The 11919-nt window shown below is 71.2% G+C and carries 12 protein-coding genes; 7 read left to right on the plus strand and 5 right to left on the minus strand.

Annotated elements, in window-relative coordinates; genetic code table 11:
- The first annotated feature begins 34 nt into the window (after positions 1-34).
- The 5 genes from AC1DSA_RS08825 (at position 35) to AC1DSA_RS08845 (ending at position 6290) form a co-directional block, all read left to right on the plus strand.
- On the plus strand, positions 35-2908 hold the full coding sequence (locus AC1DSA_RS08825) for a DUF2339 domain-containing protein (protein WP_477888151.1): 2874 nt from the start codon (positions 35-37) through the stop codon (positions 2906-2908).
- Positions 2905-4311 carry a DUF3999 family protein gene (locus AC1DSA_RS08830; protein ID WP_477888153.1) on the plus strand — a complete coding sequence of 469 codons (1407 nt, stop codon included), beginning with the start codon at positions 2905-2907 and terminating at the stop codon, positions 4309-4311. The genes AC1DSA_RS08825 and AC1DSA_RS08830 overlap by 4 nt, the downstream gene beginning before the upstream one ends.
- Before the next feature lie 121 nt (positions 4312-4432).
- Positions 4433-5242, plus strand: a complete 810-nt coding sequence (locus AC1DSA_RS08835) for a dioxygenase family protein (RefSeq protein ID WP_477888155.1) — start codon at positions 4433-4435, stop codon at positions 5240-5242.
- The gene (gene ypfH, locus AC1DSA_RS08840; RefSeq protein ID WP_477888157.1) at positions 5239-5856 is read left to right on the plus strand and encodes an esterase; all 618 of its coding nucleotides are present in this window, start codon (positions 5239-5241) and stop codon (positions 5854-5856) included. Before AC1DSA_RS08835 ends, ypfH begins: the two co-directional genes overlap by 4 nt.
- Complete coding sequence (locus tag AC1DSA_RS08845) at positions 5853-6290, plus strand: hypothetical protein (protein WP_477888159.1); 438 nt, start codon at positions 5853-5855, stop codon at positions 6288-6290. Before ypfH ends, AC1DSA_RS08845 begins: the two co-directional genes overlap by 4 nt.
- 3 nt (positions 6291-6293) lie before the next feature.
- Here AC1DSA_RS08845 and AC1DSA_RS08850 read toward each other — a convergent pair whose 3' ends face one another.
- Together AC1DSA_RS08850 and AC1DSA_RS08855 are read right to left on the minus strand one after the other, a co-directional pair.
- On the minus strand, positions 6294-6662 hold the full coding sequence (locus tag AC1DSA_RS08850) for a hypothetical protein (protein ID WP_477888161.1): 369 nt from the start codon (positions 6660-6662) through the stop codon (positions 6294-6296).
- Between the two features lie 166 nt (positions 6663-6828).
- Entirely contained in the window at positions 6829-7962 is a 1134-nt protein-coding gene (locus tag AC1DSA_RS08855; RefSeq protein WP_477888163.1) for an alpha/beta hydrolase family protein, read from the minus strand.
- A gap of 112 nt (positions 7963-8074) precedes the next feature.
- On the opposite strand from AC1DSA_RS08855, the gene AC1DSA_RS08860 reads away from it, so the two are divergent.
- On the plus strand, positions 8075-8518 hold the full coding sequence (locus AC1DSA_RS08860) for a helix-turn-helix domain-containing protein (protein WP_477888165.1): 444 nt from the start codon (positions 8075-8077) through the stop codon (positions 8516-8518).
- A gap of 82 nt (positions 8519-8600) precedes the next feature.
- Positions 8601-8882 (plus strand): hypothetical protein, encoded by a 282-nt coding sequence (locus tag AC1DSA_RS08865; protein WP_477888167.1) that lies wholly within the window; start codon positions 8601-8603, stop codon positions 8880-8882.
- Here the strand turns inward: AC1DSA_RS08865 and AC1DSA_RS08870 are convergent.
- The 3 genes from AC1DSA_RS08870 to AC1DSA_RS08880 all read right to left on the minus strand — a co-directional run bounded on the left by AC1DSA_RS08870 (position 8872) and on the right by AC1DSA_RS08880 (position 11600).
- The gene (locus AC1DSA_RS08870; protein WP_477888169.1) at positions 8872-9765 is read right to left on the minus strand and encodes a LysR family transcriptional regulator; all 894 of its coding nucleotides are present in this window, start codon (positions 9763-9765) and stop codon (positions 8872-8874) included. The genes AC1DSA_RS08865 and AC1DSA_RS08870 overlap by 11 nt on opposite strands.
- Before the next feature lie 75 nt (positions 9766-9840).
- Entirely contained in the window at positions 9841-10509 is a 669-nt protein-coding gene (locus tag AC1DSA_RS08875) for a c-type cytochrome (protein ID WP_477888171.1), read from the minus strand.
- 23 nt (positions 10510-10532) lie between these two features.
- Positions 10533-11600 carry a PQQ-dependent sugar dehydrogenase gene (locus AC1DSA_RS08880; protein WP_477888173.1) on the minus strand — a complete coding sequence of 356 codons (1068 nt, stop codon included), beginning with the start codon at positions 11598-11600 and terminating at the stop codon, positions 10533-10535.
- Between the last annotated feature and the right edge of the window lie 319 nt (positions 11601-11919).

The following is an 11919-nucleotide window of genomic DNA, read 5'->3' on the forward strand; positions in this document are numbered from 1 at the left end:
CACAGTCGCACGGCCAATCAGCGAGGGGGTTGCCATGGTTTTCTGGGGAATCGCGTGGGGTGCGGTGTTCGGGTACCTGTGGCCCGGACACTTCCTGAACGACGACGGGCGCGTCGCGCTCGGCGCCGTGTTCGGCGCACTGGCCGGATGGACGCTGCGCATGGCCGTGCGCGCGGAGCTCGCGCGCCAGCGGGCTCGCGCCGAGCCGACCGGCGCCACGCAACAGGCGCGCGCCCCGGCGCGACCAGAAGCGCGCATGGAGACGCCCCCTTCCACTGCGGCACCAGCCCCATTGGCGGCCGCGGCGATCGCCGCAGAGGTCCCGTCCTCCGCCGTGCCGCGCACGGAACCGTCCACGGCGTTCGCCGACACCACACCCGCGGCCCTTCCCCCCGCGAAACCAGCGGCTGCAGCATCCCCGCAGCCCGATGTCGTCACCGCCCTGCTGCTGCGCGCGCGCGACTGGCTGCTGGGCGGCAACACGGTGGTGCGCATCGGCGTCGTGCTGCTGTTCCTCGGGCTGGCCTTCCTCGCCAAGTACGCGGTGGAGAACGCATTGCTGCCGCCCGAACTGCGCCTGGCCGGAATCGCCATCGCCGGCATCGGGCTCTTCGTCACCGGCCTGCGCATGCGCGGTCAGGCGGAACGACGGGGCTACGCGCTCACGCTGCAGGGCGCGGGCATCGCGGTGCTGTACCTCACGGTGTTCGCGGCCTTCCGGCTGTACCAGTTCCTGCCCGCCGGTGCGGCCTTCGCGGCACTGGGCCTGGTGTGCCTGTTCTCCGCCGTCATCGCGCTTGCGCAGAATGCGCAGTCGCTGGCCTTCATCGGCTTTGCCGGCGGCTTCGCGGCGCCGGTGCTGGTGTCCACCGGCCAGGGCAACCACGTCGGCCTGTTCAGCTATTACCTGCTGCTGGGCGTCGCCATCGCGGCGATCGCCTGGCTGCGGGCCTGGCGCGCGCTCAACCTGCTGGGCTTCTTCGCCACCTTCGGCGTCGCGACACTGTGGGGCGTGCTGAAGTACCGGCCGGAGCAGTTCGCGACCACTGAGCCCTTCCTCGCCGCCTTCTTCGTGGTGTACCTGGCCGCCGGGCTGGCTTATGCGCTGCGCCATGGCCAGGCCGCGCGCAAGGCGGTCGACGCGACGCTCCTGTTCGGCACGCCGATCGCCGCGTTCAGCCTGCAGGCCGGGCTGGTCCACGACATGCCCTATGCGCTGGCGTTCTCCGCGCTGGCGATGGGCGCCGCGTACGTGGCGCTCGGCTGGGCGATGCTGCGCCGCCGGCGCGGCGACGCGCAGGTGAACCGCTGGCTGGCCGAGTGCTTCGTCGCGCTGGCGCTGGGCTTCATCACCCTCGCGGTACCGCTGGCGCTCGACGGCCGCTGGACCTCCGCCGTGTGGGCCGTGGAAGGAGCCGGCGTGTACTGGATGGGCCGCCGGCAGGGTCGCTGGCTCGCGCGCGGCTTCGGCCTCGCGCTCCAGGCCTTCGCCGCGCTGCTGTTCCTGGACTCGAGCCTGCGCTACGCGGAAGGCGATTGGCCGTTCGCCAATCCGGCGTTCCTGGGCGCCGCGATGCTCGCCGGCGCGGCCCTTGCCATCGCCTGGTGGTCGCGCACGCCGCTGGCGCCGGAGCACCGTGGCGCGGCCGCGCGGGTCTTCGGCGAAGTCGAGGACAAGCTGTCGCCGGTGCTGTTCTGGATCGGCTTCCTGTGGTGGATGGCCGCCCTGGGCATCGAGATCGATCGCGTGCGGCAGGACGCGCAAGGGCTGCTGCTGCCCGTGTTCAGCAGCGCGCAGCAGGACATGCTGCGCATGGCGGGCTGGGTGCTCAGCGCCTACGCGCTGCACCGGCTGGCCCTGCCCTGGCGCGCGGCTCCATGGTCCGTGGCCGCCACGCCGGCGTGGTTCGCGCTGCCGGTGATGCTGCTGACCGCGCTGTGGGGCATGGCGAACCGCGACCACGTGTTCCAGGGCGCGGGCTGGGTGGTGTGGCCGATCGCGATCGCGCTGCAGCTGCACATGCTGCGCCGCCTGGATGCCGGCGCGCCGCGACGCTGGTGGCCCTGGGTGCATGCCGGCGGTGTCTGGCTGCTGGTGCTGCTGGCGGCCAACCTGCTGGTGTTCGCGATCGGCCGCGCGCAACTGTGGCGCACCGCCTGGGCCACGGTGCTGCTGCTGGCGTCCGGCAGCGTCGTGCTGCTCGGGCTGGTCGCCTGGTGCCGGCGCGGGCTGCAGCAGGATGCGGCGGGGCGCTGGCCGCTGGACCGCTTCCTGCCGGCGTATGCCTGGCGCGCCGCAGCGCCGCTGGCCGCCGTGCTGGCGGCGGGCGCCCTGCTCGTGGCGGTGTACTCGTCCGGCGAGGCGCGACCGCTGCCCTACGTGCCGCTGCTCAATCCCACCGACCTCGCCGTGGCGCTGGCGCTGGCGGTGTGCGCGCTCTGGTTGCAGGCCGTGCGCGCGAGCCGGCTGGCGCTGCCCTCGTTCGCGCGCAGCATGGCGCCCGTCGCGCTGCTCGCCGGGATCGCCTTCATCGCGGTCAACACGGTCTGGCTGCGCGTGGCGCACCACTTCGCCGCGGTGCCCTGGGAGGCGCACAGCCTGTTCGCCTCCTTCACGGTGCAGGCGGGCTACTCGATCCTCTGGACGCTGATCGCGCTCGCGCTGATGGTGGCCTCGCACCGGCGCGCCCTGCGCGCGCCCTGGATGCTGGGCGCCGGCCTGCTGGCGCTCACGGTGCTGAAGCTGTTCGTGATCGACCTGTCGAACAGCGGCGGCTCGCAGCGCATCATCGTGTTCATCGCCGTGGGCCTGCTGATGCTGGTGGTGGGCTGGCTCGCGCCGCTGCCGCCCTCGCAACGCGCGCGCCCGCCCGCGTCCGACAGTGAACTGCAGGGAGCCGCTTCATGAGATCCCCCCGCTGGCTGGCCGCCGCCTGGATGCTGGCGGCATCGCTCACGCAGGCGCAGGACACCCTGGCTCCGGAGGCCTTCGGCTGGCGCGCCAGCCTCGACGCGGCCGGCCACATGGGGCTGCTGCGCGCCGCCGTTCCGGCCGATGCGCTGGCGCGCCTGCAGTCGCGCGATGCCGCCGACCTGCGCCTGTTCGACCGGAAGGGCCGGCTGGTGCCCTTCGCCCTCTCGCGGCCGCCCTTGCCGCCCGCGCCTTCGCGCCAGCAGACCTCTGCTTTCCCGGCGTTGCCGCTCTATGCCGCGCAGCCCGGGCAGCCCGGCCCCAAGGGCGCCGTGCAACTGCGGGTGGAGGAGAAAGGCGACAGCCGCACGATGTGGGTGCAGCTCGGCCAGGACGGCGCGCAGCCGGCACCCGCCGGCGCGCAGCCGCTGCAGGCCGCGCTGTTCGACACGCGCGCGCAGAAGGAACCCGTCACGGCCTTCATCGTGCGCGCCGGCATTCCAGCCAACGTGCCAGTGCGCTTCACGCTGGCGACCAGCCCGGACCTGGCGAACTGGACTCCCGTGCGGGTCCAGGGCCGCGTCTTCCGCTTCGAGGGAGAAGGCGCGCCGGCCAACGACCGGCTGGAACTGCAGGCGCCTCTCGCGCTGCAGGACCGCTATCTGCGGGTCGACTGGAGCGGCCAGGACGGCGTCAAGCTGGACGCGCTGGTGGGCCTGCTGGGCGCACCCCTGCCCGAGCCTGCGTACGTCGCCGTGGACCTGCCGGCGCCGGTCGCCGACGGGCCGTCGGCGCTGGAATGGCAGCTGGGCTTCGCCACGCCGATCGCCCGCCTGGACCTGGGAACGCCGAACGACAACACCATCGTTCCCCTGCGCGTGCTGGGGCGCAACCAGCCGTCGGAGCCCTGGCGCCTGCTTGCCTCGCCCCTGGTGTACCGGCTGGGCGCCGCCGGGCAGCCAGGAAGCAGCAACCTGCCCGTGGGCCTGGCGGATGCTTCGGTGCGCTGGCTGCGCGCGGAAGCCACCCACGGCGCCCGCCTCGACGGCGTGTCGCTCAAGGCACGCGTGCTGTTCGAGCCGCTGGAGGTGGTCTTCCCGGCCGGCGACGCCGGTCCCTACACGCTCGCGGCGGGACGCGCGTCCACCCCCGCGGCGGCCCTGCCGCTGGGCATGCTGGCTGCCACCACCAGCACACCGATCGCATCGCTGCCCCTGGCGACGATCTCCGCGGCGCAGGGCACGGCGCCGGCGACCGGCTGGTGGACGCCCTGGCTGCCGCGCGGCGTCGACACGAAGACGGCGACACTGTGGGCCGTGCTCGCCGTCGGCGTGCTGGTGCTCGGCGGGGTGGCCTGGGCGCTGCTGCGCCAGGTGAACGCCTCGCGCGACGCCGGCTGAGCCACGCACGACCATTGTCTTGCGCCATGCAACAGTGCATGCCGCCGGATCCCGTTTATCTTTGGCAGCGCGGCCTTTAGATTGAAGGCGTGGCCGCAAGTCGGCCTGGCAAGGAACCTCCATGACCCGCACCCCTGTCCTCTTCCTCTCGCACGGCGCTCCGACCTTCGCGCTGCAACCGGGCCGCCTGGGCCCGCAGCTCACGGCCGTGGGCGAGCAACTGGCGCGGCCCCGTGCCGTGCTGGTGGTGTCGCCGCACTGGATGACGCGCGGCGTGCGCGTCGCCACCACGGCGCAGCCGGACACGGTGCACGACTTCGGCGGCTTCGATCCCGCGCTGTACCGCATCCAGTACCCGGCCCCTGGCCACCCCGAGCTGGCCGCGCGCACGGTCGACGTGCTGCGCGCCGCCGGCTGGCCGGCGGAGGCCGATCCGGGCCAGGGCCTGGACCACGGCACCTGGGTGCCGGTGCGCTTCCTCTACCCCGATGCGGATGTGCCGGTGTTCCAGGTGTCGCTGCCGGCGTCGCTCAGCGCGCAACAGGCCTATGCCCTCGGCCAGGCGCTGCGCCCGCTGCGCGACGAGGGCGTGCTGATCGTCGGCTCCGGCTCGATGACCCACAACCTCTACGAGTTCCGCATGCACGACGACGGCCAGGAAGCCGAGTACGCGCGGGAGTTCGCCGCCTGGGTGCGCCAGTCCGTCGAAGCCCGCGACGACCAGCGCCTGCAGGAGACCTTGCGCATCGCGCCGCACGCGCAACGCGCCCACCCGACGCCGGAGCACTTCCTGCCGCTGCTGGTGGCCGCCGGCGCGGCCTCGGACGAACAGGAGGTGAAGACGCTGGAAGGCGGCATCACCTACGGCGTCCTCTCGATGGATTCCTACCTGTACGGTGCTTCCGCGCCGGCCGCCACGGAGGCACGATGAGCGAGGCCCTGGTCCTGCAGTCACCCGCCGCGCCGAAGGCGCTGTTCCTGCTGTTCCACGGGGTGGGCGCCTCGCAGCACGACCTCGCGCCGCTGGGCACGCGGCTGGCGCACGAGTTTCCGGAGGCCGCGGTGGTGAGCGTTCCCGGTCCCGACGACTCCGATCTCGGCCGCGGCCTGCAATGGTTTTCCGTGCTCGGCGTGACCGAAGTCAACCGGCCGCAGCGCGTCGCGGCCACGCTGCCGCGCTTCCTGGACACGGTGCGGCACTGGCAACAGCGCCTGGGCGTCGCGCCTGCCGACACCACGCTGGTTGGCTTCTCGCAAGGGGCGATCATGGCGCTGGAGGCCGCGCATGCACGACCGGCCGTGGCCGCGCGCGTGGTGGCGCTGTCCGGCCGCTATGCGGAACTGCCGCAGGAAGCGCCGGCCGCGCGCGTCCACTTCCTGCACGGAGCGGCCGATCCGGTGATCCCGGCGGCGCAGGCCGAAGCGGCGGCGCGTCGCCTGGAAGAACTGAAGGCGGGCGTCACGCTGGACGTGCTGCCCGGTCTCGGCCACGGCATCAACCGGCAGGCCGAAGACCTGCTGGTCGAGCGCTTGCGCCAGCCATGATCACGCTGGAACTCGGCGCGCGCACGTCCCGCTTCAGCCTGGACGGGCGAGCGCTCACCGACACACTGCCGCTGGGCGCCGCGCTGCTGCGCGAACAGTGGCTGCGCCACGATCCGCCTCAGCCGCAGGAGCTGGAAGCGGCGATCGAAGCGGTGGAAGACGTCGTGATGCCGCTGCACCGCGTGCTGCCGGCCGATGCCATGCTGTGCGTGGTGGCATCGGCGGCCGACAGCGCGGTGCTCGCCCCGCTGGCGGAGGCGCGCACGCGCGACCAACTGGAAGCGCTGTTCGACCGCGCCGCCGCCATTGCACAAGGACGTCCGGCCCGCAGCGACCCCGCGCTGGCGGGTGCGGAGGTGATGGCGGCCCTGGTGATCGTGCGGGAGGTGATGCACCACCTCGGCTTCACGCAGCTGCAGTTCGCGCCGCGCTGAGGCTCAGCCGATCGGGATCACCCGGGCGTTGGGAAACTGCGCGAACGGGTCGTAGCCGCGCAGGCCTTCGCGCACGGTGGGTTCGTGGTGCCGCGCGATGCGCAGCCGGTGCGCCGCATCGCAGCGCCACAGCGCATCGAGCAGCGACGGGTCGATGCGCAGCAGCACCGGCGTGGCGTAGGGATAGATGGCGCCGGGCTCGTCGTGCACCGACCAGGAGATCACCACGGCGCCCTGCGGCGTCTGCGCGGCCAGCGAATGCGCGGGGAACAGGTGGCGGTAGGCCTGCCAGAACGCCACGCGCACGCAGTCCAGCGCGGCGCCCGGATCGAGCTGGCCATGGGGGGCGCCGTCCGCCTCGGAGCTGTCCATCAACGCCACCTCGCCCGGCCCACAGTTTGGGTACAGGGCGCCGGGACCGCTCAGCGGTACATCCACTTCCATCAAGACCTCCGTTCAGCGGGGCGATGCTAGAAGGGCGTGCTGTCGAGCCATGTAGGACGAAGTCGACACGGCTGTAGTCAGTGTTGCAATGTCGCTAAAGCGCGAGGATCCAGTCAGCGATCACTTCGCTGGTTTCATCGACGAGTTGCGGCTGCCCGGCGAGATAGTGGTTGCCGCCGTGGATGTCGACGTTGCGCAGGCGTCCAGCCCCCGCCGCCATCCAGGCGGCCCGGGTGCTGGGGAAGGTGGATGGGTCGGCGGTGTAGGTGCACAGCAGCGCGGGCACTGAAGTGCGCGCCAGGTTCGCCGGTCCATCGGCACGGCTGCGCGGGGACCACTGGGAGAGCCAGGCCGTGAGCGACGTGATGCGTCCCATCTGGCTGGCCGCGTAGTTCACCGCGCGGGCGCCGGCTGCACCGGCACCCCACACGCTGCCCACGGCGCGGTCATTCGCATCGAGCGACAGGTCCAGGAAGCGCGGGTCGGCATGCGTGCGGTACACGACGAACACCTCGTCGCGCGGGTTGCCCGGTTCGCCGCGCAGGCGGTGCAGGCGTTCGCCCACCCACTGGTCGATGCGTTCGTAGCGCGCCTGCTGGGCATTGCGGAAGCGCTCGAGGAAGGCGTGGCCGTAGGGCGGGCCATTGCGCACGTCGTACATGTCGAGCGCCGGATCGACCGACAGGCCGTCGTGTTCGTCCGTGAGCGAGGGATCGATCCAGTTGCGCATCAGCGTGGAGCGGCCCTCGTGTGCCGCGCACAGGGCGAGGCCCTGCACCGGCGGCAGGTCCGCCGGCGACAGTCCCGCGGGGTCGCCATCCATCATGCGTTCGATGGTGAGCTGCTCCGCCTGCGCCTGGTAGAAGGCCGAGAGCGAGGCGCCGCCCGAGTTGCCGACCAGCACGATCTTCTCGTACCCCTGCGCCCGCAGGAACTGCACGCCGGCACCCAGGTCCTGCAGCACCCGCTCCATCAGCAGCAAGGTGTCGTTGCCGCTGTAGCGCGAGTTCAGGCCCATGCAGGCCACGCCGCGCGCGGCCAGCGGCGCGATCAGGTAGTGCCCCATGAAGTTGCTGGTGGGGTGCATCACGATCGCGGCCGCGCGCTTCGGACCGGCGGGCTGCATCCAGGCGCCGTAGATGCGAGGGCGCAGCAGCTGCAGGCCCGACTGGCTTTCCAGGGCGGCACCCGGCCGCACGTCGATCACCGCGAGCTCGAGTTGGGGCATGGTCGGATTGTGTCGCAGCCGGTTCCGTCCAGCCCGACTATGATGGCATCAGGGAGCCACGACCGGCGACGGCGACAGCCCAACGCCAGCAACCGGCCATCAAGAACCTGACATGCCGAACATCGCAGCCGTCCTCAAGGACGAGATCGCCCGCATCGCCCGCAAGGAAGTGCGCGTGCAGACGGAGGAGTTCAAGAAGGCTTCGGCCCACTACCGGACCCAGATCGCGGCCCTGAGGCGCAGGGTGGACGACCTCGAGCGCCAGCTCAAGCGCGTGGGCAAGACGACCGCGCGCAGCAGCCCGTCCGGCGAGGACGAGCAGGAAAACGGCACGCCGCGCCGCTTCAGCTCCACCCGCCTGGCCGCCCAGCGGCACAAGCTGGGCCTCTCGGCCGCCGAGTTCGCCGCCCTGCTCGGCGTCTCCGGCCAGTCGGTCTACAAGTGGGAGCATGGCGAATCCCGCCCGCGTGCCCGGCAGCTGGAAGCGATCGCCGCGCTGCGCGGCATCGGCAAGCGCGAAGCCGCTGCCCGCCTGGAAAAGCTGCAGCCGAAGTAGCACTCCCCGCAGGCGCTCGTCCTAGGCGACGAACCGCTGCGCGTCGACAGGTGGCCCTGGCCGGGCGCGCGAAGCTGCGGCCATGGACACATCCCGGGTGGAACTCGCCAGGACCGAGCTGGCCTTCCTGCAGCGCCTGCTGCTGGAAGCGCAGGGCCGCCTGCATGCCGAGGGCGAGGACGACCTCGTCTCCGCCATCGAACTCGCGCTCGCCCTGCTGCATTGGGACGGCGAAAGCCCGCCCGCCCTCGACGCGCAGGTGGGCCTGGGCGCCGCGGTGCAGCTGAAGCTCGGTCCGGATGCGATGTGCGCCTACCGCCAATGGCGCAGCGACCGCCGCCGGCGCGTCGCCCTCAGTTCCTGAACAGTTCCTCGATCACTCCGCGCAGCCAGCGGTTGCCCGCGTCGGCCTCGAAGCGCTTGCTCCAGTGCAGCGCGACCGCGAAGTCGCGCTGCGGGAACGCCGGCTCCACGATCGCATAGCCCCCTTCGAAGCCGCGCGCGATGTTGCGCGGCATGATCGCCGCCAGGTCGGTGGCCTTCACGATCGAGGGCAGCACCATGAAGTGCTCCGTGACGAGCCGCAGCCGGTCTTCCAGCCGCATCTGCTGGACGATGCGCAGCGTGTCGGCATGCGAGCGCACGGCGACGAACTCGAGCTCGCGCAAGGCCGCCAGCAGGGCCTTGCCGGTGCGACGCCTGCGCGTGAAGGGATGGCGCTCGCGCAGCAGCACGACGTAGCGGTCCTCCAGCAGCTTCATGCGCTGCGTGTCCTTGACCACCGGCAGGAAGCCGAAAGCGAAATCGATGCGGCCGGCGTCCAGCGCCTCGGTGATCTGCTCGCGCGGCACCGGCCGCGTCTCGATGCGCAGCCCCGGCGCCCGCTCGCGCAACGCCACCATCAGCTCGGGCAGGAAACGGCCCTCGCCGATGTCGCTCATGTGGATGTGGAAGGTGCGGGTGGACTGCGCCGGATCGAATCCCGCCATGTCGCCCAGCGCCTGCTCCACCGTGGCCAGGGCCTGCCTCACCGGCCCCGCCAGCCGCCGCGCCTTGGGCGTGGGCTGCATCCCGCCGGCGCTGCGCATGAACAGCGGGTCGTGGACCAGCGAGCGCAGCCGGCCCAGGCCCTGGCTGGCCGCGGGCTGCGTGAGGTCCAGCAGTTCGGCCGCGCGGCTGACGTTGCGCGTGCGGTAGACCGCGTCGAACAGGCGCAGCAGGTTGAGGTCGACGTCCTTGATATGCATGGTCTGAATGAAGGTCCAGCCGATTATTCAACGGCTGGGCTCCACCCCGGCAAGGGACGCGCGAAGCCGATCCGCTTACTTTCCGGCCGGCGCCCCGGACGCGACCGGGAACCGTGCCGCGTAGTACGCCAGCACGTCCAGGTCGGCCACCGGGATCTGGCTGACCGCCGACGTCATCGCCTGCGTGTACCCCGGGCGGGCACCGGACTGGAAGCCGCGCAGGGTTGTCCGAAGGTAGTCCTCATGCTGGCCGGCGATGCGTGGCACCTGCTGGCCGCCACCGAGATCGGCGCCGTGGCAGAACACGCACTTGTGCTGCTCCGCCAGCGCGCGCCCCTTGGCCATGCGGACCGGGTCGGGTGGCGTGGCGGGGGCTGGGGCAGGTACGGGCGGCAGCGTCGCGATGAAGTCGGAGAAGCCACGCAGGTCGTCGTCGGTCAGGGTCTTGCCGACGGCCGTCATGTCGGGGTTGCCGCGGCGGCCTTCGCGGAACAGGAACAGCTGCGTGATCACATAGAGCGAAGGCTGGCCGGCCAGCACCGGCGTGAGCGGCTGGTCATTGCGCCCATTGGCCCCATGGCAGGTCGCGCACAGCCCGGCGAAGCGCTGCGCGTAGGACGGCGCGGCCGGGGCCTTGGCGGCGGCCTTGGGGCCACTCGCCGCGCCCCGGGCGCCGGGGGCTTTCTGCTGGCCCTCGGCGCCCGGAGAAACCACCGCCAGCGCCAGCGCCGCAGCGCAAGACATCAGGCTTGCAGCGCCCCGCAACATCACTTCCCGTAGCTGATGCGGTAGATGGCCCCCGCGTGGTCGTCGCTCACCAGCATCGATCCGTCCTTGAGCACCAGGAAGTCCACCGGACGGCCCAGGTAGCCGTTGTTCTCGACGAAGCCGGTCATGAAGGGTTCGACCTTGGCACCGCCCTTGCCGTCCGGCCAGGCGACCGAGATGTCGGCGTACTTCTTGGTGCGGTTCCAGGGGCCGTGACGGGCGATGAACATCGCGCCCTGGTACTTCGCGGGGAACATCTTGCCGCGATAGAAAGTCAGGCCCAGCGAGCCCGCGTGCGGACCGAGCAGTGCGGCCGGCTTGACGTAGTCGTCGCAGGACTTGCCCCAGCCGAATTCCGGATCGGGCAGGTTGCCCTGGTGGCAGTACGGGTAGCCGAAGTGCTGCTGTCCCGGCTTGGTCACGTGATTGAGTTCATCGTTGGGCAGTTCCTCGCTCAGCCAGTCGCGCCCGTTGTCGGTGAACCAGATGTCGCCCGTCTTCGGGTCGAAGTCGAAGCCCACCGTGTTGCGCACGCCCGAGGCGATCGTCTCGATGTTGCTGCCATCCAGGTTCATTCGGTAGATCTTGGCGTACTGGCCCGGGTCGCAGATGTTGCAGGGCGCGCCGACCGCGTAATACAGCTTGTCGTCCCGGATGCGAAGGAACTTCCAGCTGTGGTCGCCGCCGCCGGGGAGCTTGTCGTAGATCACCTTGGGCTCGCCGAGCTTGTCGAGCCGGTTGTCGACGTTGTCCCAGCGGTAGATCTTTTCGTTCGTCGCGAGGAACAGGCTGCCCTTGTTGTATTCGATGCCGGTGGCGAACGGCATCTTGTCGATGATCACCTTGGCCTGGCGGTTGCCCTGCTCCGGGACCACGTAGACCTTGTTGGCGACGAACAGCGAGCTGACCAGCACGTTGCCATTCGGACCCTGGCGCAGGCCGCGCGCATCCAGGATGCCCGAGGCCCAGGTCTCCACCTTGAAGCCGGGGGGCAGCTTGAACTTGGCGGTGGGCAGCTTGTCAGCTGCCGTGGGGATGGGGAAGGCCGGCACCGGCGCCATCTTCATGGCGGAGTCGTTCGCCTTCGGTCGCCCCTTGGCCCAACCGGGCTCTTCCGCCGGAGGGGGCGTTTGCGCAAGGGCCGCAAGGCCGCTCCCGCAAAGCGTCGCAAGCACAATGAACGAGCGAAGATCCCTCATGACTTGTCTCCTTTGGATTGGGGAGCCAACGATTCTGAAGCAAGCACAAGGGGCGGGCAACAGCGCCCGACCGGCGAGCACCTGTCCAGCTGGACCATTCGAATGCGACGGGCACCGGGGAAATGCAACAAGTTGAGCGCCCGCGAATCGATTGATTCCACATGCAGCCATTGCATACCGCTTAGTC

Source organism: Ramlibacter sp. P4_H7 (genome assembly GCF_056400765.1).